24 protein-coding genes are annotated in these 26825 nt (G+C 61.7%); 16 read left to right on the top strand and 8 right to left on the bottom strand.

All coding sequences use genetic code 11. From position 1 onward, the window contains the following. Positions 1-229 precede the first annotated feature (229 nt). From G3N95_RS02260 to G3N95_RS02250, 3 genes are all read left to right on the top strand, one after another. The gene (locus G3N95_RS02260) at positions 230-2665 is read left to right on the top strand and encodes a filamentous hemagglutinin N-terminal domain-containing protein (protein WP_205968318.1); all 2436 of its coding nucleotides are present in this window, start codon (positions 230-232) and stop codon (positions 2663-2665) included. Between the two features lie 802 nt (positions 2666-3467). Further along, positions 3468-4613, top strand: coding sequence for a hypothetical protein (locus G3N95_RS02255; RefSeq protein ID WP_205968317.1), 1146 nt, complete (start codon positions 3468-3470; stop codon positions 4611-4613). Between the two features lie 277 nt (positions 4614-4890). Continuing rightward, the gene (locus G3N95_RS02250) at positions 4891-5280 is read left to right on the top strand and encodes a hypothetical protein (RefSeq protein WP_205968316.1); all 390 of its coding nucleotides are present in this window, start codon (positions 4891-4893) and stop codon (positions 5278-5280) included. Between the two features lie 58 nt (positions 5281-5338). On the opposite strand, the gene G3N95_RS02245 is transcribed toward G3N95_RS02250, so the two are convergent. Continuing rightward, complete coding sequence (locus G3N95_RS02245; protein WP_205968315.1) at positions 5339-5917, bottom strand: DUF308 domain-containing protein; 579 nt, start codon at positions 5915-5917, stop codon at positions 5339-5341. Positions 5918-6048: 131 nt separating this feature from the next. Then, positions 6049-6717 carry a glutathione S-transferase family protein gene (locus G3N95_RS02240; protein ID WP_205968314.1) on the bottom strand — a complete coding sequence of 223 codons (669 nt, stop codon included), beginning with the start codon at positions 6715-6717 and terminating at the stop codon, positions 6049-6051. 399 nt (positions 6718-7116) lie between these two features. On the opposite strand from G3N95_RS02240, the gene G3N95_RS02235 reads away from it, so the two are divergent. The 5 genes from G3N95_RS02235 (at position 7117) to G3N95_RS02215 (ending at position 12225) form a co-directional block, all read left to right on the top strand. Then, a complete protein-coding gene (locus tag G3N95_RS02235; RefSeq protein WP_205968313.1) occupies positions 7117-8031 on the top strand; it encodes a LysR substrate-binding domain-containing protein in 915 nt (304 codons plus the stop codon). A gap of 96 nt (positions 8032-8127) precedes the next feature. After that, positions 8128-8877, top strand: coding sequence for an SDR family NAD(P)-dependent oxidoreductase (locus tag G3N95_RS02230; protein WP_205968312.1), 750 nt, complete (start codon positions 8128-8130; stop codon positions 8875-8877). A gap of 140 nt (positions 8878-9017) precedes the next feature. Next, positions 9018-10346 carry an MFS transporter gene (locus G3N95_RS02225; protein WP_205968311.1) on the top strand — a complete coding sequence of 443 codons (1329 nt, stop codon included), beginning with the start codon at positions 9018-9020 and terminating at the stop codon, positions 10344-10346. Between the two features lie 29 nt (positions 10347-10375). Further along, entirely contained in the window at positions 10376-11227 is an 852-nt protein-coding gene (locus G3N95_RS02220; RefSeq protein WP_205968310.1) for a transketolase, read from the top strand. After that, on the top strand, positions 11224-12225 hold the full coding sequence (locus G3N95_RS02215; RefSeq protein WP_205968309.1) for a transketolase family protein: 1002 nt from the start codon (positions 11224-11226) through the stop codon (positions 12223-12225). Before G3N95_RS02220 ends, G3N95_RS02215 begins: the two co-directional genes overlap by 4 nt. A gap of 78 nt (positions 12226-12303) precedes the next feature. Here the strand turns inward: G3N95_RS02215 and G3N95_RS02210 are convergent, their stop codons facing one another. Genes G3N95_RS02210 through G3N95_RS02200 form a run of 3 tightly spaced genes read right to left on the bottom strand, consistent with a single transcriptional unit; the run spans position 12304 to position 15099 of the window. Next, positions 12304-12657: a BON domain-containing protein gene (locus tag G3N95_RS02210; protein WP_205968308.1), complete on the bottom strand. Its 354-nt coding sequence runs from the start codon at positions 12655-12657 to the stop codon at positions 12304-12306. 15 nt (positions 12658-12672) lie between these two features. After that, positions 12673-14013 carry an SLC13 family permease gene (locus tag G3N95_RS02205; RefSeq protein WP_205968307.1) on the bottom strand — a complete coding sequence of 447 codons (1341 nt, stop codon included), beginning with the start codon at positions 14011-14013 and terminating at the stop codon, positions 12673-12675. Positions 14014-14031: 18 nt separating this feature from the next. Then, the gene (locus tag G3N95_RS02200; protein ID WP_346778344.1) at positions 14032-15099 is read right to left on the bottom strand and encodes an amino acid ABC transporter substrate-binding protein; all 1068 of its coding nucleotides are present in this window, start codon (positions 15097-15099) and stop codon (positions 14032-14034) included. Between the two features lie 343 nt (positions 15100-15442). Here G3N95_RS02200 and G3N95_RS02195 point away from each other — a divergent pair, with 343 nt between their 5' ends. Continuing rightward, positions 15443-16072, top strand: coding sequence for a hypothetical protein (locus G3N95_RS02195; RefSeq protein WP_205968306.1), 630 nt, complete (start codon positions 15443-15445; stop codon positions 16070-16072). Positions 16073-16111: 39 nt separating this feature from the next. Beyond that, positions 16112-16843: a TerC family protein gene (locus G3N95_RS02190; protein ID WP_205968305.1), complete on the top strand. Its 732-nt coding sequence runs from the start codon at positions 16112-16114 to the stop codon at positions 16841-16843. A gap of 54 nt (positions 16844-16897) precedes the next feature. Here G3N95_RS02190 and G3N95_RS02185 read toward each other — a convergent pair whose 3' ends face one another. Together G3N95_RS02185 and G3N95_RS02180 are read right to left on the bottom strand one after the other, a co-directional pair. Next, entirely contained in the window at positions 16898-17701 is an 804-nt protein-coding gene (locus G3N95_RS02185; RefSeq protein ID WP_205968739.1) for a hypothetical protein, read from the bottom strand. 81 nt (positions 17702-17782) lie between these two features. Beyond that, entirely contained in the window at positions 17783-19363 is a 1581-nt protein-coding gene (locus G3N95_RS02180) for an EAL domain-containing protein (protein ID WP_205968304.1), read from the bottom strand. A gap of 95 nt (positions 19364-19458) precedes the next feature. On the opposite strand from G3N95_RS02180, the gene G3N95_RS02175 reads away from it, so the two are divergent. From G3N95_RS02175 to G3N95_RS02150, 6 genes are all read left to right on the top strand, one after another. After that, positions 19459-19731 (top strand): hypothetical protein, encoded by a 273-nt coding sequence (locus G3N95_RS02175; RefSeq protein ID WP_205968303.1) that lies wholly within the window; start codon positions 19459-19461, stop codon positions 19729-19731. A 289-nt stretch (positions 19732-20020) separates the two neighbouring features. After that, a complete protein-coding gene (locus G3N95_RS02170) occupies positions 20021-21235 on the top strand; it encodes a DUF3300 domain-containing protein (protein ID WP_346778343.1) in 1215 nt (404 codons plus the stop codon). Between the two features lie 10 nt (positions 21236-21245). Beyond that, positions 21246-22175 (top strand): DUF2950 domain-containing protein, encoded by a 930-nt coding sequence (locus tag G3N95_RS02165; protein WP_205968301.1) that lies wholly within the window; start codon positions 21246-21248, stop codon positions 22173-22175. A gap of 341 nt (positions 22176-22516) precedes the next feature. Then, positions 22517-24643 (top strand): D-(-)-3-hydroxybutyrate oligomer hydrolase, encoded by a 2127-nt coding sequence (locus tag G3N95_RS02160; protein WP_205968300.1) that lies wholly within the window; start codon positions 22517-22519, stop codon positions 24641-24643. 159 nt (positions 24644-24802) lie between these two features. Further along, positions 24803-24994, top strand: coding sequence for a hypothetical protein (locus tag G3N95_RS02155; protein WP_205968299.1), 192 nt, complete (start codon positions 24803-24805; stop codon positions 24992-24994). A gap of 342 nt (positions 24995-25336) precedes the next feature. Then, positions 25337-25600 carry a hypothetical protein gene (locus tag G3N95_RS02150; RefSeq protein WP_205968298.1) on the top strand — a complete coding sequence of 88 codons (264 nt, stop codon included), beginning with the start codon at positions 25337-25339 and terminating at the stop codon, positions 25598-25600. A 227-nt stretch (positions 25601-25827) separates the two neighbouring features. Here G3N95_RS02150 and G3N95_RS02145 read toward each other — a convergent pair whose 3' ends face one another. After that, a complete protein-coding gene (locus G3N95_RS02145) occupies positions 25828-26520 on the bottom strand; it encodes a CBS domain-containing protein (protein WP_205968297.1) in 693 nt (230 codons plus the stop codon). Positions 26521-26825: the final 305 nt, after the last annotated feature.

The raw sequence follows: 26825 nt of genomic DNA, 5'->3' as shown, positions 1-26825 counted from the left end.
GTTTCGCGCCTAAAGTTCCGCGCTTTGGGCCACTATGCGCGGTGAATCAGATGCGCCGCGTCGGAACGGGCAGGCACCAAAACACCGTGAAAATGGCGCGAAACGTTGAGGTCTTGACGCGCTCTCGCGGCGCCCACTGCGTATTGTTCATACGCCGCGACTGATGCGTGTCCGGTCGGCCTCGCGGGTCGCCGGCAGCCATTCCGCGCACGAGCGGAAAGGGGGATGTATGCGACACGCAGCCCAGGCCCCGTCCATTCGGCGCGCATTGCGTCGCCAGCCATCCACAGCACACTTCCTGCACTTCCTGATTGCGATCGGCGCGTCGCTCGCCGAACTCGCGTTCGCACAAGCCGCACTGGCGGCAGGCGTTCTTCCGCAAGGCGGGCGCTATGTGGCCGGCTCGGGCTCGATCGCGAACCAGGGTAATGCGCTCGTCGTCACACAGCCAGGTTCGACGCGAGGCATCGTCGAGTGGAACAGTTTCTCTGTCGGCAGAAGCAACAGCGTGTCATTCGACAACGGTACGGGTGCCACGCTGAACCGCGTGACGGGCGGCTCGCCGTCCGCGATCCTCGGCAGGCTGAGCGCGACGGGCAGCCTGTACGTGATCAATCCGCAAGGCATCGTGATCGGTCCGTCGGGCGTCGTCACCACGGGCGGTCGCTTCGTTGCATCGACACTCGATGTGTGCAACTGCGCGTTCATGAAGGGCAGCGATGCGCTCACGCTGTCGGGCGATTCGAACGCAAGCGTGATCAATCTCGGCAAGATCGGCTCCAGCGGCGGCGATGTGTTCCTGATCGCGCGGCGTGCGGTCGTCAATGCCGGCGATATTCAGGCACCGCAAGGTTCGGCGGAACTGGCATCGGGCAGCAAGGTGCTGCTGCAGGACGCAGCAGGCAGCAGGCAGGTGTTCGTGCAGACGGGCAGTCAGGGCACGGTCGTCAACCGGGGCGTGATACAGGCTGCGCAGATCTCCCTGCAAGCCGCTGATGGCAACGTCTATGCGCTCGCCGGCGGCGGTACACGCGTGCGCGCGACGGGCACCGGCACGCGCGATGGGCATGTATGGCTGCTGGCTGACGGCGGCCGTGTCGTGCAATCGGGCGTGATCACGGCGACGAACGAAGACAGCAGCGGCGGAATCGTCGACACGCAAGCCGCCAGCTTGGCATTCGGCTCAGATGCCGCAGTGCATGCGGCGCAATGGAATCTGTCGACACCCTCGTTCACGATCGACGCTGCTGCAGCGCGCGCACTGCAGCGCAGCCTGAACGCGGGCACGTCCGTCGACATCACGACGACGGGCACGAGCGGCACGACGGGCGATCTGGGCGTCGTAACGAGTCTGCTGTGGCAGGGCGCCGCGTCGCTCACACTCGCGGCATACGGGAACGTGTCGATCGGGCAGGGTACGACCATCGCCAATCAGGGCGCAGGCAATCTGAGCTTGCGCGCCGATGCCGCGGGTCTCGACAACGCGGGCTCGGTCGTGAATTACGGTGTGATCGACTGGTCGCGCAGCACGGGGTTCGTCAACGCGTTCTACGACACGAACGGCACCTACCTGGCGGGCACGCAACTGGGCAACGCGGCATGGACGCCGGACGCCTACAGTGGGTTGCTGTCGCAATTCACGGGCTACAGGCTAGTCAATTCGCTGAGCGACCTGGAAGCTATGGCGAGCGATCTCGCCGGCAACTACGCACTCGGCAAGGACATCGATGCGAGCGCAACGCGCGACGGCTCGTACATGCCGATCGGCAACCCGCTCACGCCCTTCACGGGGCAATTCGACGGGCAGGGCAAAACGATCGGTTCGTTGACGCTGGCGCCATGGGTGCCCGCCAGTCCGTACGATGCCAGGATGGTGGGCCTGTTCGGTGTGATCGGCACTCAGGGCATCGTGCGCAATCTGAACATCGACGGCACGGGCGCGCTCGGTGAGAACCAGTATGCGTACATGGGCATGCTGGCGGGCAAGAATTTCGGCACGGTGCTGCGCGTCAACACATCGGGGACGCTCACAAGCGGGGGCTTCAGTGCGATCGACTATACGATCGCGGGTGGGCTTGTGGGCGGCAATACAGGCAAGGTGCTGCGCTCGTCGAGCAGCGTCGCGCTGGCCACGGGCAACACGCTCGGCGGACTGGTGGGAGCGAATGACGGGCTGATCGACGAGTCCTCTGCCAGCGGGTCAGTCGTGTCGTCGAGCTACATCAACGAGGGCGGCGGCGGACTCGCCGGCGACAACACGGGTACGATCAGCCGATCGTACGCAACGGGGCCCGTGACACTCTACGGCTATTGCCGCGGCGCTGCGGGTACGCCGTGCGGCGGCGCAGGACTCGTCGTGACCAACGAAGGGACGATCAGCCAGTCGTTCGCGACAGGGCTCGTCACGCAGCCGTTCTATGAACCGATCGGGATAGCGCGCACGAATACCGGCACGATCTCGAACGATGTCTACTGGAACAGGGACACGACCGCTGCAACGATCGGCGTCAGATACGGCACCACGATACCCGATGCGAACGGACTGACGACTGCGCAGATGAGCAACGCCGCCTCGTTCGTGTCGTATGACTTCAGCGCGACAGGCGTATGGGCGATGCCGGCCGGCGCGACGCATCCCGTGTTGCGTTGGCAGATTATGCAGTGAGCGCGCAATACGCCGCGAGACCAATAGCGTTGAAGAGATTAATTCTTTATGGAATTCGACAATGCGGGTGATCGATTCTATTCTCGCAATCTTAGGTTTTCCTTAAGGTGGTCGGCTTTCATGGTATTTTGATGTTTATATTTATTCGTCGGTAGACGTTACTCGAATAATTCATTATTTTCATTAAAGCGGACATTATTTCTTATTGCAGTGTCTTGTTGCGTGGAAAAATGAGTAAGATGCCAGGCGTTTTCCCTGAGCTTCGATATTCTTGGCGCTGCATTCCTCTCTGCTCGCCGCGATTCACGCTTTCTTTTTCATAACAAGGCCTTACAGAGCCGCCAGACACGATCGAAGTACCGCGCTTCGACATCGGCGCGGCAATTCGTCCGCAGCCGGTTCCAGGTCGAGCACCACTTTTCGCCATTGCGCCAACGATATAAGCGAATGCGGCAATGCCGCATGAGTTTTATTTTTGCCGTATCTGCATCGCTTCTCATTGTTATTCATCGTTTTAAACCGGAATCCAATATTACTAAAACAGAGCGTATCGAACGTATGAATATTTCGTCATCCATACATTCATTCGCATTTCTCTATATAAACCATCAAATTATTTTCTGTGCATTCTTGCCGCTCCTTCCTCATCCTTACCACCGGAACGAAGCGCTGTGACCCGCCGCTTCCACGAGATGGATGACGTGAGCACGCCTATGCAACGAACTATCGGGGCGCTCCAGCAGATCCCATGCAGCACTCAAGCGTTTCTCTCACCTGTATTGCCGCTCAAAGGAGCCGACTGATGAAAAAACCGCTATTGGCCGTTCTACTCGTGGCGACGGCCGTACTCGCAGCGTGTGGCGGAGGAGACCACTCCTCTTCGACGCCGACGTCATCGACACCCGCACCCACGCCGTCCAAGCTGTTGACGACCATCGCCGTGCCCAATTCCACGACGCCGGCGTTCAGCTTCGACATCGGCTACACGGAAGCCGGCAGGTACTATCTGGCGGACCGCAACAACAAATCCGTCGACGTCGTCGATACGAAATCGAACACGTTGATCGCGCAGATTACCGGCGGGTTTACGGGTGCAGGCGCGAGTACGGATGCGTCCGGGCCCGACGGCATCGTCGGTGTGACGGGAACGAATACGCTATACGTGGGCGACGTGGATTCGGTGAAGATCGTCGATACGTCTGCGATGTCGACGGTGAAGACGATTCCGATCAGTACATCGGGCTCGCGCGTCGACGAAGGCTGTTACGACCCTGACGATCATCTCATCATGTTCGCAAGCCCCGGCGAGTCGCCGCCATACGTCACCTTCATCTCGACGACCACGCAAGCCGTAGTGTCGAAGCTGACCTTCACCGGCTCATCGGGACTGGAGGCTTGCGTGTATGACCCGGCGTCGAAGAGTTTCCTCATCAACAACGACGGAACGACGGCTAACCCGACGGGCGAACTCGACGTCATCGCCGCCAGCTCCGTCACATCGGGCACGCCTGCTGTCAGTAAGGCGTTTTCGCTCGGCAAATGCGAGCCTTCCGGCATTGCACTCGGTCCGAACAGCGACGTGTTGATCGGCTGCGATCCGTCCGCGGGTAATCCGCTCATCACGCTGATTCTCGACCGCGACACGGGTTCGCAACTCGCATCGATACCCTTTGGAGGAACGGACCAGGTCGCATACGATTCCGCGTCGAATCGCTACTTCCTGCCGGCGCGCCATTGGGTCACGAGCGGCACGGCGGCGGCATCGGGCTTCACGCCGCAGATGGGTGTGATCGACGGCGCGACGCGCAAGCTGCTCTACACCGTCGCGGTAGGAACGGGTGCGCATTCGGTTGCGATCGACAGCGGCCTCGGTCAGGTCTATGTACCGTTCCAGCCAGGCGCGGCTGCGTTTCCGAACGGCGGGATCTCGGTCTTTGCGACGAAATAGACGAGTCGTTACATAGACGATTTTCTGCGCGAGACTTCAGTTGTCGTAGCGCTTAGCCAGCGAACAAGAACATTGTCCGCTGGCTTTTTTGCTTCAGAGGCCCGGTGCCGCGCGCGTCGTCCGAAGGAACAGGCGTGTGGCGCGTAGTGTAGTCCGTCCGAAAGGTAGTCGGGCGACAATGGGTGCAGGCATGGCTGCGCATAGGGCGGGGCGTGATGTGTGCAGTCGCCTTTTCCAAGTCGGTCTTTCGAACCTCACGATTACTGGAGCATTTGTCATGGACATGCAGCAACTGGTTTCTGAATTTCTCGCGTCAGAACATGGGAGTCAGGCAACCCAGGCGCTTGCCGATCAAGGTATCAATGCCGACGACGCCCAGCAAATGCTGGGACAGGTAGCCGAGACCGCGCATGCTCACGTCGAGGAGCAGGGTGCCGGCCTGTTGGGTGAGCATCCGGGCAAAAGCTTCTTTGCTGCCTTCGCCGCCGGGCTGGTCAAGGGAGATGGCGTTTTCAAATCGCTCGAAGAGGGCGGCGAAGGCGTCCTGACCGGTCGTGTGGCCGAATCGCTGGCGGCACGGATGGGCATCGATCCATCGACTGCGTCGACGATCGCGGCCGCCGCTACGCCTTTTGTGGTCGCGTTTCTCAAGGAGAGGCTCGGCTGAGTTCTCGTGCTTCGCGAACTGATGTTCGCGTACGTCCGCTCGTCAGCGAGCGGACGTTTCAGGACGTTCGAACCGTCTTGCTGCGCATCTGGCCGACTAAAAGCCACGCCGCGGAAACGAGAAAGTAGACGGCGCCTACGGCTGCATAGCCTGCCACGCGGCCGGTCGCAAGCTGCAATGGCGCGCGGGCTTGCAACAGGAAAAACGCCCCCGCGAGCGCCGATTGTCCGCCGCTCAGGATCATTGCCCATTGCGCGCCGAGATGTTTCCAGCGGCGCACGGCGGTGCCGAACTGAAGCAATCCGGAGAGTACGGCCCAAATGCCGAATATGCCCAGCACCCAGTTCAATCGCAATGCGGCGATCACCGCAACCGTTGTCACGAGACTGATGACGACGTTTAGCGCCTGGGTACGATTTTCAGTCAAGCCTCCGCTGCGCGACGCGTCGATGTAGTTGGCCAGCGCATCCCACGCGGGATACACAATCAGTAGTACAACAGCACCGGCCGGAAACCGTTGGCCGACGGAGAAGGCAAGCGCAACCCAGACTGCGGAAAACGCGGCCCGGGTGACGTAATAGCGCGTGAGCCAGCTTTCTTCCTGCGCCCGGGTGATACCTGCATCGCGATCGGCCATAGCCACTCCCTAACGGATTCGATGAATGTGTCGCGAGGAAGGATCGCACTGGGCGGATCGCGGCGGTATCGGTCGAATGACCGACCGTATCGGTGGCTTCACGGCCGTGCTGTCGAGCGCAAAGCCGACCTTCATCGGCCGGTCGATGGCTGGCTGGTGAAAATCGCCAGTTGGGCGTCGAAAGCGCGCCTGTACGCGGGCCGCGCCTCGCCGCGGGCGACATAGGCGAAGAGGTTCGGATACTCGTCCAGCAGCCGCGATGCTTTCAACCTGAGCAACACCGACACCATCATCAGGTCGCCTGCGCTGAACGCGCCATCGAGCCAGTCAGCGTTGCCAAGGCGATCGGACAGCTCGGCTAGCCGCTCACGGATGCGATCCTCTACGACAGGCAGGCGCTGCTCGTACCAGCTCTTGTCGCGCTCCAGGATTCTGGTGGTCTGGAGATCGAGGATCGGCGGCTCGATCGTGTTGAGCGCGGCGAACATCCAGGTGATTGCGCGTGCCCTGGCGTTCGGATCGGCGGGCAGGAGACCTGCGTGGCGCTCTGCGATATGGAACACGATCGCCCCCGACTCGAACAGCGCAAGCGCGCCTTCTTCATAGGTCGGAATCTGCCCGAACGGATGAAGCGCACGATGCGCGGGTTCCTTCATCGCGCTGAACGAGACAAGGCGAACCTCGTAAGGCTGACCCACTTCTTCAAACGCCCAGCGAACACGCATGTCACGCGCGAGTCCCTTACCGCGATCGGGCGACCGCTCAAAGACCGTGATAACGGGGAGCAGTGAGGGGGGCATGCTGGGTTCTCCTTTGCCGGATGCGTACCGCCGAACATACCTACGCGACGTTCGGGATCGTGCTAAATCGACATCCTTGAATCACCTTTGCTTCGATTGTCGGCTCGCAAGAAATCAGACTGTCCAATTGCAGACCTCCGCGACGGGAGGACCAGGTCGCCTGCAGCCACCAGGTTTGCGCGCATGTCACCCGCAGTGTGTAGCATCCGTCTTTCGGATGGTCGTAGAATTGCCGTTGCTGAAATTTCTGAAAACGCCTGTCGCCATCGGCTTCAAGTCGAGGTGACGTAGCCGGCACCTACGCGAGAGACATCAAGGGGATGGCGAGAGGGCCGCGCTGTTCGATCGCTGCGTGCGAGCGATGCAGTTCTCCTTAACCGACCCGAAGACAAGTCGACCATGCGTATTCCTCCCGTCAAGGCCATCGTTGCCTTCGAATGTATTGCCAGAACCAGGAGCGTGAACCGCGCAGCCGATGAGCTTGGTCTGACCGCATCCGCGGTAAGCCATCAACTGAGCAATCTGGAGTCGATCATAGGTCAGCCCCTGTTCCAGCGAACCGGGCGCGGCCTCGTTCTGACGCCCACGGGCGAGCGCTATCTGTCCGACGTGACCGGTTCGCTGGCAGACCTCAGCCGCGCGACCGAGCGGGCGTCGAGCCGCAAGGAGGTCGATATCCTGCGGGTCCATTCAAGCCCGAGTTTCGGTCTCATGTGGCTGATGCCACGGCTGGCTTCGTTCCAGGAGGCCAACGGAGACATCCAGCTGAACCTCGCCTGCTCATATGAGAACGTTTCGTTCTCGAACGGCTACTACGACATCGATATCCGCCACGGGTACGGCGAGTGGAGCAATGTCGAAGTCAAGACGCTACGGGGTGAGTTCATCGCACCGCTGGCATCGCCCAAGTATCTGAAGCAACACCCGGTGAAGACACCCAACGATCTCCTCGCGCACCGGCTCATCTTTTCGGAAACACCGCTTGTTCAGTGGCGCCAATGGTTTGGACGCGCCGGGGTCGCCGGCGCGCAAAAGACCTTTGATTTTTCATTCGACCGTTCCTATATGTCGATCGAGACGGCTACGCTGGGACTCGGCATCGCGTTGGAGAGTTTGATGCTCGCCTCGGTCAAGATTCGGGAAGGCGCATTGGTGCCCGTGTTCGATGATGCGCATTCGGTCGAGGTCGGCGCTCACCATCTGGTTTACCCGAGCCAGAACGCGGATCTGCCGAGGGTGGCCCGCTTCCTCGCATGGATTGAGCAGGAGATAGAGCGCGGCGGTCCCGGCCCGTCAGGGAAATCCCGCAGCTGAAATTTTCTCAGCATCGATTGAGCAAAACTGCGTTGATGGTCAGGTCGCAGGCGGAGAAACTTCGCCTACACCTAGTTCACCAACGGAGACATTGACATGTTGCTTGAGAATCAAGTGGTCATCATCACGGGCGCGGCATCGGCGCGCGGTATCGGCAAGGCGACGGCAAAAGCGATGGCCGCGCAAGGCGCCCGCGTCGCGATCCTCGACCTCAAACAGGCCGACGCCGAAAGCGCAGCGCGCGACCTGGGGGACGGCCACCTGGGTCTGGCGTGCGACGTCACCGACAAGGCGGCATGCGTCAGCGCCGCCAACGCCGTCGTCCAGACATATGGCCGCATCGATGCGCTGGTGAACAACGCGGGCATCACGCAGCCCATCAAGACGCTGGAAATTGCGCGCGAAAACTTCGACGCGGTGATCGGCGTCAGCCTGCTCGGCACACTGTACATGTCGCAAGCGGTCATTCCGCAGATGAAGAGGCAGCAAAGCGGCAGCATCGTGTGCATGTCATCCGTCTCCGCGCAACGCGGCGGCGGCATCTTCGGCGGCCCGCACTACAGTGCGGCAAAAGCGGGCGTGCTCGGACTCGCCAAGGCAATGGCGCGCGAGTTCGGCGTCGATCGCATCCGCGTGAATTCGATCACGCCGGGCCTCATTCAGACGGATATCACAGGCGACAAGCTGACGCCGGAAATGCGTGCCGACATCATCAAGGGCATTCCACTCGGACGTCTCGGTGACGCGAACGATATCGCCAACGCCTGCCTGTTCCTGGCAAGCGGTTTGTCGACCTATTTGACGGGCATCACGCTCGATGTCAACGGCGGCATGCTGATTCACTGACCATGAACCCGCGTGCGCCTCGCAACGATGCGCACGTTCACGACGCACCCGGACACACGGGGTGTCGCGCCGCTGAAACGGCTCACAAGCTTGCGGTCAGACGCATGGACGGCATGCGTCTGGCCAACAGGAGACAACCGATGAAATCCAAAATGGCCTCGCCCATGATCGACGCAGAGCTTTCCGCGTCTGTCGACGTCGTCAGCTTCGAAGCGAGAACGTATGCCAAGGTGGCGCGCCGTCTGATTCCCTTTTTGATGCTGTGCTACCTGGGCGCGTACCTCGATCGCGTCAACGTCGGTTTTGCGAAGCTTCAGATGCTCAATGATCTGCGCTTCTCCGAAACGGTGTACGGCATCGGCGCCGGCATCTTCTTTCTCGGCTATTTTCTCTTCGAAGTGCCCAGCAATGTGATTCTCCACAAGGTCGGCGCGCGCAACTGGCTCGCGCGGATCATGCTCACCTGGGCACTCATTTCAGCGAGCTTCGTGTTCGTCAAATCGCCGACCGCGTTCTACGTCTTGCGCTTCCTGCTTGGCGTCGCCGAGGCGGGCTTTGCGCCCGGCGTGATTCTGTACCTCACGTACTGGTTTCCTGCGGCACGGCGCGCGAAGGCGCTCTCGATGTTCTTCATGGCGATACCGCTCGCAGGCATCGTGGGCGGGCCGCTGTCGGGCTGGATCATGCATTCGTTTCAGGGTCTGCACGGCCTCGCCGGATGGAAGTGGCTGTTCATGCTCGAAGCGGTCCCGTCGCTTGTGCTTGGCTTTGCGATCATCCTTTATCTCGACAACGGCATCGCCGGTGCGAAGTGGCTGACGGATGACGAAAAGGCTTTGCTCAAGCGCAACGTCGACAAGGACCGCACTGAGACCACCGAGCATATGTCGATTCGTGCGTTCATCGCAGACCGGCGCCTGTGGCTGATGGCCGCCATCTACTTCTGTGTCGTGCTTGGCCAGTACGGACTCACGTTCTGGTTGCCGACTATCGTCCGGCGCACGGGCGTTGCCGACCCGCTGTGGGTGGGCATTCTGACTGCGATCCCATACCTCTGCGCCATCATCGCGCTGCCCCTGCTTGGCAGCAGTGCGGACAAACGGCGTGAGCGCCGTCTGCATCTGGCGATTCCCATGCTCGTCTCCGCAGCCGGCTTCGCCAGCTTGCCGATGCTCGGCAGCGTGGGCGCGTCGATCGTCTGCGTGAGCGTTGCAGCGGCAGGCATTCTCGCCTCGTCGTCGCTGTTCTGGGCGCTTCCTACGGCGGTGCTTGGCGGCATGTCGGCAGCCGCGGGGATCGCCGCCGTCAACTGCGTCGCCAATCTGGCCGGCTTCTTCTCGCCGGCCATCGTGGGCTGGCTGAACGACCTCACAGGCAAGTCCACTGCGGGCCTGATCTTTATCTCATCGGCGGTGGTGCTTGGCGCGGTCATGGTGTTTTTCGTTCCCGCGAAAACCGTCAATCGCTGAATCGAAACTTTTTATCTGGAGACATGCAAATGAGTACTCCCGTCATCGAGGATGTGACGCTCGCCGAGCGCGCCTATCGCATCCGACGCAATGCCCTTTTGATGGGCGAAGTACAAGGTCAAGGCTATATCGGGCAGGCACTCGATATCGCTGACGTGCTGGCCGTCTCGTACTTCGGCGCAATGAACTACCGTTCCGACGATCCCGACTGGGAAGAGCGCGACCGCTTCCTGCTGTCGAACGGTCACTACGCGATTGCGCTGTACGCGGCGTTGTTCGAAGCGGGGATTCTTCCTCAGGAAGAACTCGAGACCTACGGCAGCGACGACAGCCGTCTTCCGATGTCCGGCATGGCTAGCTACACGCCCGGCATGGAGATGTCCGGCGGCTCTTTGGGACAAGGTTTGACGATCGCGGTGGGCCGCTGCCTGGGCCTGCGGCGCAAGGGCTCGAAGTCGTTCGTCTATACGCTCTTCTCCGATGGCGAACTCGACGAGGGGGCGGTCTGGGAAGGGCTGATGTCGGCGGCACACTGGAAGCTCGACAACCTGATTGCGATGATCGACGTGAACAATCAGCAAGCGGATGGTCCATCGACGCAGATCATGGCGTTCGAGCCGCTCGTGCCGAAGCTCGAAGCCTTCGGCTGGTATGTGCAGCGTGTGAACGGCAACGATATCGACGCGGTAAAAGAGGCATTCGACAATGCGCGAAACCTGAAGGAAGCCAAACCGCGCATCATCGTCTGCGACACGAAGATGGGCTGCGGCGTGCCGTTCCTCGAACAGCGCGAGAAGAATCATTTCATCCGCGTCGATCCACACGAATGGAAGCTGGCGCTCGAAGCACTTGACGAAACATTCGCAGGGAGAAAAGCATGAATTCGATCGTCGATAAAAAGCCTCGTCTGAAGACCTCGGCGATGATCGCGTCGATTGCAGGTGAAGGGCAGCTCACGCGCTCGGCACCGTTCGGGCACGCACTTGCCGAGCTGGCGCGTACGAAAACCAATGTGATCGGCATGACGGCCGATCTCGGCAAGTACACCGACCTTCACATCTTCGCGAAGGCGTTTCCGGAGCGCTACTACCAGATGGGCATGGCCGAACAGTTGCTGATGGGCGCAGCGGCCGGCTTCGCTCACGAAGGCGCACAACCGTTCGTCACCACGTACGCGGTATTCGCGACGCGGCGCGCGTACGACTTTATTCACCAGACCATCGCCGAAGACGACCTGGATGTGAAGATCGTCTGCGCTCTGCCGGGTTTGACCACGGGTTATGGTCCGAGTCACCAGGCCGCGGAAGATCTTGCGCTGATGCGCGCGATGCCGAACATGACCGTCATCGATCCCTGCGATGCGCTGGATATCGAGCAGATGGTGCCCGCCATCGCGGCTCACAAGGGGCCCGTGTATGCGCGCCTGTTGCGCGGCAATGTACCTGCCGTGCTGGACGAGTACGACTATCGGTTCGAACTCGGCAAGGCGAAGATGCTGCGTGACGGCGCGGATGTGCTGATCATTTCGTCGGGGATTATGACGATGCGCGCACTCGAAACCGCGAAGGCGCTCGAAGCGGACAACGTGGATGTCGCTGTGCTGCACGTGCCGACCATCAAGCCGCTGGACACCGCGACCATCATTCGCGAAGCGAAGCGATCGGGGCGGATGGTCGTCGTCGCCGAGAATCATACGGTCATCGGCGGCCTCGGCGAAGCAGTGGCGACGACCTTGTTGAGCGCCGGCGTTTCTTGCGCATACAGGCAGATCGCGCTGCCCGACGCGTTCCTCGATGCGGGTGCGCTGCCGACGCTGCACGATCGCTATGGCATTTCCACGAACGTGATGGCCGGCAACATCAAGAAGTGGCTGGCATAAGGGACGCTGCGTGTTCCCGGGAACGACACCGGCTGCCACGTGACATGGATTCAGCCCGCCGTGCGGTGGGCTGTTTCGCTAATACCCTTTCGTGTACATCACCAGATGGTTACTGACCGACGTTACGCCCGGCACGCCCATCGTAACTTCCGTGGCCTGCTGGATCTGGGCGCCGTCGGACACGCTGCCGGATAAGGTCACGACACCGCCGCGCGCCTTGACGAACACGTTCGACACGTTGAAGTGGGGCGCTTTCGACAACGCCTTGCGCACATCGCGAGCCAACTGCTTGTCGGATGGCGCCGCCTTCGCTGAACCGGCAGCGGGACTCGACGCCATCGGCATGGTGTTGGACGCCTGCGCATGGACGTTCGGCGTCAGCATCGCGTATCCCATGAAGACGAGCAAACTTGCGACGTTAGATGCTTTCATGATTGCCTCTCTGGTTCAACGCAGCACTTTTGTCAGCACGATCACATAACCTGCCGCGACCGCGAGCTGACACGCGGTGAACGGTAATCCATAACGCAGGAACCGGCCGAAGCTGACGGGCGTGCCTTCTCGCGCACATATCCCGGCAGCCACGATATTGGCCGCCGAGCCGACGAGCGTCGCGTTGCCGCCCAGCGTCGCGCCGTACATCATTCCGACGAACACGGGGATCACCGCGGGCGGCCACTGCGTGAACTGATCCGATAACGCCGCGTCGGGAACGAATTCGGCCGTGACCAGATAACCCTTGACCATCACGATCGAAGCGGCCGCGACGGGCACGTTCGCGAGCACGGAAGACAGCAGGCCGATGCCGGCGATCATCGCGAGCGCAACGAGCGTCGTGCGCGTCCCGAACACTTCATAGAGTTTGACCGACATGACCTGCAGCAGGCCTGTCTTGGCCATGCCTTGCACGAGACAGAAAATGCATGACAGGAACAGGAGTGTTTTCCAGTCGACGTCGCGCAGCACGTTTTCGGTCGGCTCGACCTTGAAGGCGAAGGCCACCAGTAATGCGAGCGCACTGGCGATGACGGCGACCACGGGCGGGACGATGCGGGTCGGCAGTTCTTCACCCATCACGAACAGCACCATCATGAGCACGAGGACCACCAGTGCGAACACGGCATAGACGGGCCTCTTCAATTGCGCGTGCGGGGTGCGGGGCGGCAAGGGTCTCGTCATCCGCCAGATGCCGGGCATCAGCACGGGCAGCAACGGGATCACCACGAAAATCGCAAGCACGCCACCGAGACTCGCCCGCCTCAGATATTCGCCGAAGGTCATGCCGATGGAACTGCCCACGAGGAACGTCGCGGGATCGCCGACCAGCGTCAGCAGGCCGGCGGCATTGCTGAGGATGGCGGTAAGGATCAGCGGCGGGACGATGTCGATGTCCAGTGCCCGCGCCACGCGAACGATGATGGGCGCAAGCAGGATCACCGTGGTGGCGTTGGGAAGCAGGGCGCACAAGGGCGCGACGATCAGGATCAGCAGAAGCAGGAAGCGCTTGCCGCTGCCCGCCGTCGCGCGGAGATAGAAGTCGCCGACCAGATCGAACAGGCCCGTGGTCGAGAGGATCCGCGCGACGATCATGCCGCCGAACAGCAGGCTGATGGGCCCCGCCGACGTGCGCGCCGTGGCCAGCAGATCTTTCTCCTCGAGAATGCCCAGTGCGATCAGGACGCTCGCACCGACGAGCGCGGCCACGGCCATGTCGATCAGGTCGAAGGCGATCACGAGGATGACCACCGAGAACACTCCGACCACGAGATAGATTTGCCAGTCGCTCATGATCCGTCCATGCCGTCGCTATTGCATCGGCGGTGCATACATCAGACCGCCGTGCGTCCAGAGATCGTTGAGTCCGCGCTCCAGTCGAAGCGGACTTCCCGCGCCGAGGTTGCGTTCGAACATTTCGCCGTAGTTGCCCGCGCTCTGCAGCGCCCTGAGCGTCCAGCCGGGTTCGATGCCGAGTGTCGCCGTGACGGTGGCGTCCGGCACGAGCGCGCGCGCCACGAGCGGATCGCGGATGCGCGTCAGATAGTTCTCGCGGGTCACGCCGAGTTCCTCGGCTGTAATCAGCGTGAAAAGCACCCAGCGCACGACCACGAGCCATGCGTCATCGTCGCCGCGAACGGCCGGTCCGAGCGGCTGCTTCGACAGGCGCTCGGGCAATATCTCGACAGTCGATGCGCCACCGGGCGCGCGGCTCCTCAGCGCGCTGAGCAGCGATGCGTCCGCGGTGGCCGCGCTGCATCGGCCGGAAAAGAAGGCTTGCGCCAGTTCCGTGACCGAGCCGACGACGAGCGGCTTCACGTCCAGCGAGTTAGCGCTGGCATAGCCGATCAGATTGCCTTCGCTCGTCGTGTCCTGCTGCACGCAGACGGTTGCGCCCCTGAGGGAGGCGGGCGCAGCCCCGTTCTTCGTCGACACGATGAACGCCTGCGCGTCATAGAAGAGCACGCCCGCGAACTGGATGCCGAGCGTTCCTTCCCTGAGCAGGGTCCATGTCGTGTTGCGCGCGAGCAGGTCGATGCGGCCCGTTCTGAGCGCGGGAAAGCGCGCCGAAGTCTTGAGCGGGACGAAGGTCACCTTGTTGGAATCGCCTAGCGCAGCGGCGGCGACCGCGCGGCAGAAATCGGCATCGAGGCCCGAAAAGCGGCCCGACGCGTCCTGCACAGAAAAACCGGCGATGCCTTCGCTGACGCCGCATCGCAGCGTACCTCTCGCCTTGATCTGCGCCAGCGTCTCCGATCCGGCGGCAAGGGTGATTGCCGGAACAGCCAGCAGCGCCGCGAGCAGGGCAGCACAGACGGCTGCGACGAAGCTCCACGCCGGCGTTTTCATCGGTTCCTCGGGCTGAAGGTTCGAGTTCACGGCATGCCGCCATCGCGTTCGAGATTGGAACTGACGAGGCGCGCGAGGGTTTGCCGTCCACGTCGATCTGGCGCCAGCGTTAGATACGTTGTAGCTGAAAGTAGGTCCAGTTCAAGTGGTGTTTGCGTGTCCCAGACTGCTCCTCATCCCTATTGGACCAAGGTCCAATATCACGCGCAGGGCGTCAGGCATATTCTTGACTCGACGCATTTTCCTGCTCGGGGATTGCAATGCGAATGACAACGCGCCGGTTTCTTGCCGCCGTCGGCGTGGTTGACCGATCCATGCGTCGGACGACCCGTCAGCCCCGCCGTCCCGTATCACCCTACGATTTCGCCCGGTCATGAAGCGTTCTATCAATTGGGACCTCATCGAGACGCGCGAATCGATCAGACAAAGCGCTTACGACCTCGCTCGCAGCGGTCTCTGCGACGCTTGGCAGGACGTGTGGCGTGCGCTGCGCGCTCGCTTCGGCGTCGACCAGCTGGCAGTGATCTTCGAGAACCCGCTTTGCCGACTCGATATCGACCAGCGTTGCTATCGTGCTCGCAATCCAGGGAAGGTCGCGAGAGACGTGCAAAGCGATCTGGACGCGATCAGGCATCGAGCCTCACCAATGGCGATGCCGACGAAACCAGCGGCTTTGAATGGGCACAAACGCCGGACGGAGCGCCTCGCCAGCAGGATCGAGACGCTATTGGCGGATGGCAGCGAGTGCACCGCGGTTGAACTGGCGGAGCGGCTGGGCACGAGCCGCAACGAAATACTCATCGCCGCGCGCGAGATGCTCGCTGAAGGTACGTTGCAGGTTGCCCGATATATCGCTTCGAGCCGCGGCGGGCGCGGAGCGCGCGTGTTCGTGCGCGCTGGCGCAACCGCGTCGCAGGGCGGTACCTCTGGCCTTCATGCACCGTGGCCGCAAGCCGATCCCGTCATTGCGGATGCTTTCAACGCGATCGCACGGCCCCGGTGACGCTGTCGCCAGTCGCACGACTTCATAGCACCGACTGCCATGCTCCAATTTTTCGCCACGCTCGATTGGACCGCTGTTGTCGAGATACTGGTTATCGACGTGCTGCTGGGCGGCGATAACGCGGTGGTGATCGCGCTCGCCTGTCGCGATCTGCCTGAACGGCAACGCCGGCTCTGTGTTCTGTGGGGTACGGGCGGCGCGATACTGCTGCGTGTGGTGCTGATCGCGTTCGTGGTCGCGCTGCTGAACCTGCCGTTTCTGAAGCTGGCCGGCGGCGTGCTGCTGCTGTGGATCGGCGTACGCCTGATGGCGCCCGCGCACGATCCGCACGCGAACGTGAAGTCGGCGGGCGAGATGATGGGCGCGATCAAGACCATCATCCTGGCCGATGTCGTGATGAGTCTCGACAACGTGATCGCCATCGCCGGCGCGGCGGAACAGGCCGACCCCGGACACCGCATTCCACTCGTGATCTTCGGGCTGCTGGTCAGCATCCCGCTCATCGTGTGGTGCAGCCAGATCATGTTGAAACTGCTCGACCGCTTCCCAATCATCGTCACGCTAGGCGCGGGGCTGCTCGGCTGGATTGCGGGTGGCCTGATCGTCAATGATCCTGCCGGAAACCATTGGCCGTTGCTCGACTCTCCGGTTGCGATCTACGGCATGCAGATCGCCGGCGCGATATTCGTCATTCTGACCGGCTACATGCTGAAACGACGGCGACAGCATGCTAACCGTATCGACAATGACGTGCCGCCGCGCGCGACGTGAGTCGCATGCGGTAGCGGTGCCGGTCGATGCGTTCTGTGAAGCGGCGACGACACGCTAGCGGACCAACGCGTTAAGCGCGTCACGCAATGGCTGGCTCGAAACCACGATAATTCCGCGAAACAGGGTATCCAGGTCGACGATGACATAGGCGACCGACGCGATCGAGGTCGCGCCCAGGATGATCGTGACGAGAACCAGCATGTTGCGGGGCGCCGCCAACCCAAAACTGAGGAAGATGACAAACAGCCAGAACGCGAGTGTCATGAAAAACGGCAGGGAAATCGAGCTGTGGACCTCCTGGATCAATTTCCAGTGCGCCTGCACGACCCGCGAAAACTGCTCGCGACCGTCATCGAGAAGATCCTGATGGCTGCGATCGTGTGCAACAAGGCGACGCCATTCACGGCCTACCGAGTTAAGCATCCGGTCGAGTTGCGGATCGTCCAGATTTTCAGTGACATCCTTCGGGGCGAGGCTCGTTGGGTAGTAGCTTCCCGGTGGCGGCGGTTCGTGGCGCCAGGTGCTCGCGATCGTCGCTGCGACATAGGTCTGCATGAGTCGCCGCACGCTGTCGGCCTCCTGACCATACTGGCGTGCAGTGTCGTCGAACTGGACCAGGTCTGAAGCGAGCACGCGGAAGTCATCGGATGCATTGTCGAATGTGGTCTTCGCCGACGCGGTCATCAGTCCAAGCACGAGTGCTGCGAACGTGACAAGCATGCCGTCGATCAGGTGCACGAGTTGCACCGTCTGATGAGCCTTGTGCTCTTCCGGCAATAGCGGTCGAATAACGACGCCGATCAGGGCACCCGCCAGCAGGAGTGCCAATACGATCAACGCAGCAGGAAGAGGGTACATATCGGACCTCTCTTTGGTTTCGGCAGTCGCGATTTGCATCGACTTGATTGCCGGGAGATTGAGCTTTCGTAGCTGCCTTTACTACTTTGCCGCTTCAAGCGTCGAGCCAACTCCTTCCAGCCAGTCGAAGAGATCGCCAACGCGCATGGCCCTGGCGAAAAACCAGCCTTGCCCATACTGCACGCCGCGCTGCATCAGATATTCGACCTGGACTTCCCGCTCGATACCCTCCGCGACTATTTCCACACCCAGATCGTGCGCGATCTCGATGATGTGCGGCGCGACGATGCTCGATGCCGCGTCCTGACCGATGGTGTCGATGAATGATTTGTCGATTTTGAGAACGTCGATGGTGAAGGATTGCAGATAGGAAAGGCTGGAATATCCCGTTCCGAAGTCGTCGATGTAGACCGGATGACCGGCATTCCGGAACGCCGTGATGGTTTCTCTCGTCGCGTCGGCGTCCATGAAGCTTCGCTCGGTCGCTTCGATCCTGATCTGTCCGGGCCGGATGCCCAATCCCTCAGTCTGCGCGGCGATCACATCCAGGAAGCGGCGCGTACGCAGATCTTCGCTGCTGACATTGATCGAAACGTAGAACGATGGATGCGAGCGCAGGTACTTCGCCATGCTGTCGATGGTCCGGTTCAGCACGAGATCGGTGAGTGGCTGGATGAGACCGTTTTGCTCGGCAACCGCAACGAAGATTTCCGGCGATATGTCCCGCCCATCGAACTTCCATCGGACCAGTGCTTCGACGCCGACGCATTCGCCGCTCGCGAGGCGGACGATGGGCTGGTACACCACGTCGATCTTCTTGCGAGCGATAGCCCATTTGAGTGTCGCCGGGAAGGAGATCTGTTGTGAGATCAGCCGGAACGCGATCCAGCCGAGCAGCCCGCCGATCAGGATGCCAACCGCAAGCCACATCGCGAGCAATCCGCTCCAGTTCTCGAACAGGCTGCTGCGTGGCGACTTGACGACCACAGCAAGAGGGCGGCTCGACGAACGGTCGACGGCGTAGTGCCATTGCGTGCTGTCCATGTGTCCGCCCAGCTTCCATGCGCGAAGCATATCGTCGCCGTCGGCGCCAGGTGACAGCGCGATGACCAGCCCAGATTCGCTCTGGATCGCCGCGATGGGCCGCTGGGCAGGATCGATCACGTCGACGTAGGACTGCGCGTCAATCGACACATAGTTTCCGTCACGGCCGATCTGAATATCCTGACGCACGTTGCTCAGCGGGTTCTTTTGCCTGAGCCAGATCAGGTAGCCGTCGCTGCTGTGCCAGCTTGGCGGCGGCATCGTCAGATGCCGCGTCCGGACGTCGCCCAAAAGCGGCGAGCACAGGTACTGGCTGCCACTGTATTCACCTGCGTCCTGTACATACCGGTAATTGAAAATGACGCGGGCAAGCTGCGCGATACGGGCAGGCGAACAGGGTGCGCCGAGCGCTGCCTGCATATCGGCGAGGGCGGCAATGGCCTGATACGTGACGAGGTCTGCGCGCATCACAGCTTTCGCGGCAAATTGCTGCAAATCGGCCTGTTCGCGACGGTCGGCGTCTTCGTGCGCGATATAGATGCTGGTCAATACCGGCGCGACTGTCACCAGGCAACCCAGTGCGACAGAAGCGGAAATGCGTGTCAGCCGCCCGATCATCCCACATGCCTCCAGGGGGAGAGGTTCACAGCCGCGTGCCAACGCCTGGGGCCACGATGTCAGCGTCAAGAATAACGTCTGGTACTTATTTTTCAATGGATTTCATCGCGCATCGTGGTGCTGCACCGGCCCATTGGACCAAAGTCCAATACAAGATTCGTTTCGACGCGTATAGGCTGGAAGCATCCAGTTTTATACCTGTCGATCCGGACTTCAACGCGCGGGTTTACCGGCGCGATGCTGCAGCGGATCGGGAGTACGACTGCGAAGTCGCGGCTGCAAGCAAGGTCGGTGACTACGAGACTGCGGAAGCGGAACAGAGCCGCGGCGCCGCGGTCGCAGTTGCCCGCCACGGTGTAAGTCAGTGAACCGGATTCCCCGATTGCTTCGTTGTTTCTGAAGTCGAGCTCACGGGGTACTTCGGAGTTAGCGCGCCATATCGTTGTCCGAGTCAACATGCGGCCGGAAGGAGTGGCTATGAGCAACTGGAAAGCCCGATCGGCGAGCGCCCTGTTTCTATGCCCGCTCGTGCTGGCGGCAATTTCATCCTGTGCGGAACACGGTGCGGCGGGGCCCGCGCCATCAGGTTCCGTTTCGTCGGCACCCCCGCCATCCGCCACGGCGTCGACGACGCCTGCACCAGCGGGTCAGGCGTCCATGGCTCCTGCGCCGTCTGGCGCCGAGTCATTGGGCCCCGCGCCATTCAAGCCGGAAGAGATCGAGGCGCTGGTCGCGCCCATCGCGCTGTACCCGGACTCCGTGCTGGCCCAGGTGTTGATGGCGTCGACGTATCCGCTGGAAATCGTGCACGCGGCGCGCTGGGTGAAGGCGCATCCGGATGTGAAGGGTGACGCTGCCGTGAAGGCGGTGGCGGATCAGCCTTGGGACACCAGCGTGAAATCGATGGTGGCGTTCCCGCAAATCCTCGAGCCGATGAGTGACAAGCTCGACTGGACGCAGAGACTGGGCGATGCCTTCCTCGCCCAGCAGAAAGAGGTGTTCGACGCCGTGCAACGACTGCGGGCGCGTGCGCAGGAGTCGGGCAACCTGAAATCGAACGAGCAGCAGAACGTGATCGTCGAGCCCGCGCCGGCGGGCAGCCAGGCTGGCACGTCGACGATCGTGAGGATCGAGCCGGCGAATCCGCAGGTGATCTACGTGCCGGCGTACAACCCGACGGTCGTCTACGGCGCGTGGAGCTATCCGGCGTATCCGCCTTACTACTGGCCGCCGTACCCGGCTTATTACCCTGGCTATTACCCCGGTGCCGCGCTTGCGACGGGCTTCGCGTGGGGCATCGGTCTCGCCGCCGCCGGTGCGATCTTCAGTAACTGCAACTCGTGTTGGGGTGGGGGCGACGTCAACATCAACGTCGACAGGGCCGCGAACATCAATCGCAATTTCGATCGCAACAAGGTGCAGGCGCAGGGCGGCCGATGGCAACACGATGCGAGTCATCGCCAGGGCGTCGCGTACCGGGACAATGCCACGCGCGATAAATTCGGCGGTCAGTCGCCGCGTGCCGGCACGCGTGACCAGTATCGCGGCCGCGCGAACACGGGTGCTCGCCCCGGAACGAGTGATCGGGCGGCGGCAGGCAATCGGCCAGCGACGGCGGACCGTTCCGCCGGTGCGAACCGGGGTGGGACGAATCGGGCAGGCGGTGACGTGAATCGCGTCAGCAGCGGCGACCGCGCCGGCGGTATCGGCGGCGGACGCGACAGCGCGTTCAATGGCGTGGACACGAGCGGCCGTAGCGCGCAGCGCAACTTCGATAGAGGCAGATCGAGCATGCAGGGGTCGGGCTTCAACCGGCCATCCGGAGGCGGTGGCATGCGCGGTGGTGGCGGCGGGTTCCGCGGCAGGCGTTAAGGAGCGAATCATGAATATCCATTCACACGTCGCCCCGCAACGGCTGACGCTCAAACTCGCAACCCTTGCGGCCGTCGCGGCGCTGTCAGTCGCAACGACAACCGCGGCGTATGCGCAAAAGAACTTCAGCACGCCGGAAGCCGCGATGAACGCGTTCGGCGATGCCGTGGTGAAAGACCGCGAAGACGCGTTGCGCACAATCTTCGGCAATGACTTTCGCAAACTGATTCCAGCTGCTGGCGCGGCGTTGCGGGACACATTCGTCGCCGAGTGGGCGAAGTCCCATACCATCGAGCCCGTGGAAAATGGACGCACTCACATCGTCGTCGGCGACAATGGCTGGACGTTTCCCGTGCCGCTCGTCAAGACCGGGCAGGGATGGCACTTCGACACGCGCGCCGGCGCGGAAGAGATGCGCTTGCGTCGGATCGGCCGTAACGAACTCGCCGTCATTCAGACGATGCTCGCGATCTACGATGCGCAGCGCGAGTACGCGCAAACCACGCACGACGGTGAAGGCGTGCTTGCCTATGCATCGCGGATGGTGAGTTCGTCCGGAAAGCACGACGGTCTGTACTGGCCGACCGGGCCGGATGACACGCCGAGTCCGCTCGGCGATGCATTCGTCGATGCGAGTTCGCGCAATGCGAAGAATGCCGGCTACTACGGGTACCACTACAAGCTGCTCGAATCGCAAGGGCCGCACGCGCCGGGCGGTGCGTATGACTACGTCGTGCATGGAAAGCTCTTTGGCGGATTTGCCGTCATCGCGTGGCCGGTGAAATACGGAGACACGGGGATCAAGAGTTTCATGGTGAGTCATGCGGGACAGGTCTATCAGCGAGACCTCGGAGCGGACAGTGCCGCCAAAGCGCAGGCGACGAAGTCGTTTGACCCGGGGCCGGGCTGGAGCAAGGTGCCTGATGCCGATGTTCAGTAACGCTCTGCCCGCGCCTGGTCATTCAAGAATGCGTCCGCTCAGGCGCTAGCCGGAGGCGCGAGACAGTGAGATCGGCACGGAGCCCGCCGACATTGAACGTCGCTTCGCGCCCGGCCTCCAGATCCCAACGGTTGCGTCCGCGCCTTCGAGCATCTTTCGAAAGTCGATCCTTCCGCAATGTTGCGTGAGCAACAATGCGCGCAATGTCACGTCCCGGATACGCGCGGTTCTGGCTGGAATCGACGCACGGAATGTTCTACTGTCTAACGATGCCGTGATCCGGCGCCTGAAGCTTGTCCAGTGGCAGTGCGTGTTGTCCAATCAAAATCAAGGAGACAGCAATGATGGGTTTACCGTTGGCGGTCGGTGGCAGAAGGGTATTGCGCAATGTCGCGCTGGCGATAACCGGCTTGGCGGTCGTGCAAGGCGTGTACGCGGGCGACCAGGATTCCGGTCGCGGGAAGCTCAACAGACTGCCGCCGTTCGTCGTTGCAGCCAGCCTGCAAACAACCGTCTATGACGGCGTCAGCGACGATCTGCTGACAGCCGGACTCGGAAAAACCGGGCTGGCGGGCGCGGCGCCCGCTATTGCAAATCCCGCCACCCCGACGGCAGCGGAACTGCGCAGGCTGGCGATCTGGTCGAACTATCGTGCGCTCGTCGACATGACCCCGAACGGCGGCTACGGTCGTTTCTGGGGGCCGAATGTCGATCTTTCGGGTAGCGACACCCTGGGTGAAGGAAAAATCGCAGGCACCGAATATCTCGCGTATGCCGACGACGGCACGGGCCGTCGTAACATCAGCCTGCTCGTCCAGGTGCCGACCACCTTCAACCCGAAAAGCCCCTGCATCGTGACGGCAACGTCGTCGGGTTCGCGCGGCGTGTACGGCGCTATTTCGGCGGCCGGGGAGTGGGGGCTGAAGCGAGGCTGCGCGGTCGCTTATACCGACAAGGGTTCAGGCAACGGTGCGGATGAACTGATGACTGGTCTCATCACGCTGATCGATGGCCGCGTCGCCGATGCCGCCACTGCAGGACGCAGCAGTCTGTTCACGGCGAATGTGCCTGCGGATTCGCTTGCCGCCTATAACCAGAAGTACCCGTACCGCTACGCATTCAAGCACGCGCACTCGCAGCAGAACCCGGAAGCGGACTGGGGCAGGGATACGCTGGCTGCGATCCAGTTTGCGTACTGGGCGCTCAACCAGCAGTTCGGGCCGCACATCGGCGCGTCGGGTACCGGCGTGCGTTACGAGCCCGGCGAGATCACGACGATCGCGGCTTCCGTGAGCAATGGCGGCGGTGCGTCGCTGGCAGCCGCCGAGCAGGACACGCGAGGCTGGATCACGGCAGTCGTGGTGGGCGAGCCGCAGATCAACGTTCGCTTGCCCGGCCATGCGCAGGTCAAGGAAGGCGGCCAGCGTATCGCGGCGGCGGGCAAACCGCTGGCCGACTATATGACGCTGGCCAACCTGCTCCAGCCTTGCGCCGCGCTCGCGGATGCGGCCGCCAACGCACCCTATCTGACGGCGCTGCCCGTCGCGACGACGAACGCCATCCGCACAGCGCGATGCGCGTCACTCGCTGCTGCGGGGTACGTGAAGGGCAGCGATGCGCAAACCCAGGCGAACGACGCGCTTACGCTGCTGCACAAGGCCGGCTATGAAGCGGATTCCGACGTTCTGCATGCGCCGATGTGGGACTCGCAGGCAGTACCCGCTGTCGCCGTCACGTATGCCGACGCCTATACGAGGTCGAGCGTGATCGACAATCTGTGTGGTTTCAGCTTCGGCACGACGAATGCGTCGACGGGCGCAGCGGGCGTTGCGCCCGCCGTTTCGCCGATGCCGACTGTGTTTGGTCTGGGTAACGGCGTGCCGCCCACCAACGGCATCAGTCTCGTCTATAACGGCACGTCGCAAGGCGGCGCGGATCATCGGCTGGCGACGTCCGATGCGAGCTTCAACGGGGCCGCTTGCCTGCGGGCGCTGTGGACGGGTAACGATCCGCGCATGCGTCGCAGTGTCGAAGCGATCAGCGTGAATGCAAACCTGCATGGCAAGCCTGCAATCATCGTCCAGGGACGTAGCGATGCGCTGGTGCCCATCAATCATGCTACGCGCGCGTACCTTGCGGCGAACAGCGAAAGGGAAGGCTCACGCAGCCAGTTGTCGTTCTATGAAGTCACGAACGGGCAGCACTTCGACGCCTTTCTCGGTGTAGCAGGCTTCGATACGCGATTCGTGCCCGTCCATTACTACAACCTTCAGGCGCTCAATCTGATGTGGAGTCATCTGAAGAATGGCACGCCGCTGCCGCCGTCGCAGGTTATCCGCACCATACCGAGAGGCGGCGATCCGGGCAAGGCTCCGGCGCTGGGCGTGGCAAACTTGCCGGCCATCGTTGCGAATCCGGGCAGCAATGCGATCGGCGTCCATGATGGGATCGTGAACGTGCCGCATTGACGTACGATTCCTTCAAGCCGACGAGTCCCGGCTCTTCAATTCGGTGTTTGAGATTGGACTGCCGGGATTCGTTTATGTAATAAGGCGCCACACGCTGTGTCGTGCCGGGCTATTTCCGGCTGGATCGGAAACGATTGGAGACTTCAGCGGGAGCAGCACATGAGACATGACTTCGCGGATCTGGAGCAGGCAGCCTTCTGGTTTCATGTTGTCGTTGCCGTGATGCTGGTGCTTTTCATGGCGCGCGAGAAGAACCCTGCGTGGAATGGCTGGCTGGCGCTTGGCGAACAGTCGATCGTCGTGGACTTTTCGCCGAATTCGTTGATGCCTGAATTGACGTGCCCGGACTGATCCACACGGAATCGGGCTTCATATATAAAGAAGCATTAACCACGAAAGACACGAACTCTCACGTAAGCCGCTAACTGCTGCGTGTGGCGGGTCTTCCACGCAGACGGGCTTTCCTTGTGCAACTTGCACCGTGTCCAGATTCCCGTCGTGATCACTCGACTTTCCCCGATGCACTGGATGGTCAGCGCATTGCGCTCAATCATCATTGGAAAATGCAGTCATCCATCGGCCGCTTTCAACGAGCGTCAGAGCGACCGCATAGAACGAATCCATGCTCGATTGCAGTTGGCGTTAGTACTTGCGAGATTCATACTTGATTATCGATCCGGGCGGGAGAGCAACATGTCTTCATTGCAAATGGAGGTGGACGCGCCGCCTTATCGAGTGATCGTTAGCGTCCGGACAGTGGCTCCGCCCGGATTACCGGGCAAGACGACAAACTACGTGGCGCAAGCCATGATCACCAGACTCGACGGGTCGTCAGTCTATGAAACCTGTCCGATCTACCACATCTACGACGGCGATACCTTTATCGACTCCCAATCGGCGATGCGCGATGGTGAACAGCGCGCGAGAGACGCAATAAAAACAGGCTTCCCGCGTTAGGCTGGAAAACGCTGATTGTCGGATGGAAGTCGCTAACCTCGTCTGCCGGAAGCAGCGGGCTCGACGTCGACCGCGCTGTTGATCGCGGCGCTCGGGCCGCGGCACCTCCATCGCGATCTTTCGGATTCTCGAAATGAACACGCCACTCGATGGGATGGTGACGATATCGTGATCGCGCGATGCGTACGCATCGCGCGCCCCTTCGATTCAGGTACTCGCCGCGCTGACTACAGTGTCGGTATCACACTCGGAAGTTCGAGATGATGCTCCACGCGTTTGACGCCCGGCACGCCTTCGGCGGCAATGCAGATGGCGCGCTTTTCCTCTTCCGACTCGACGACGCCCCAAAGATGCACGACCCCGTCCTTGACGAGCACGCCCTGTTTCGACAGGCCCCAGCGCTGTCCGTGCATCTCCAGCACGATCGCGTCGCGCACACTGACATCGTCATGCGCGGCAGCGTCCATGGGCGGGGCGACGCTCGCGAGTGCGCGGATCAGATTCGAGCGGCTCACGATCCCGACCAGCTTGCCGTCCTTTAGCACGGGTACGCGCTTCAAATGCCGGCGCTCCATCAAGTCTGCGATCTTGTCGAGCGGCATGTCTTCGGTGATCGAGATCACGCGCTCGCACATCACATCGCCAACCACGTGTCCGTGCTCCTTGACGTATCGCGCGGCCTGTTCGCGAGGCGAGGACAGCAGAAACTCGAGCCACCATCGGCGCTTGCCGTGTCCCGTCCCGTTCTCCACGCGATGCAGCAGATCGCCCTGGCTGACGATACCCACGACCTGTCCTTCCCCGTCGACGACAGGCATGCCGCTGATCCGGTTGTCGACGAACAGTCTTGCGGCGTCGTGGATCGTCATGTCAGGTGTGGCCGTGACGACGGACGTCGTCATGATGTCGAGTGCGCGCATGGTCGCTCCTTTGGCTTGCTCGCGACGGGCCCTCATGTGCTGCCCCGCCGCGTGGTTCCGGCAGACGCACCGCGGGCGAAGCACGCGGTGCTGAGACATGTTGACGTTCAAAACAGGGGCTGGCGGATGCGCTCGTCAGCGCGATTCAACCTATCCCGGCCATGAGCGCGATGAGACCAGGGAAGGGGAATGGGATGCGCAAAGAGAAGGGAGAGGGAAGCGGGTCTACTGATGGTATGTGCCGCGAGTGATGTAAGCAAATGCAACTCGGATTTTTATTGCAGGCGGCCCGTCCCTGCACGAAT

It is taken from the genome of Paraburkholderia sp. Tr-20389 (assembly GCF_017104565.1).
Lineage (GTDB): Bacteria > Pseudomonadota > Gammaproteobacteria > Burkholderiales > Burkholderiaceae > Paraburkholderia.
The sequence above is the reverse complement of the archived record's forward strand: the minus strand, read 5'-3'. Positions and strand labels throughout refer to the sequence as shown.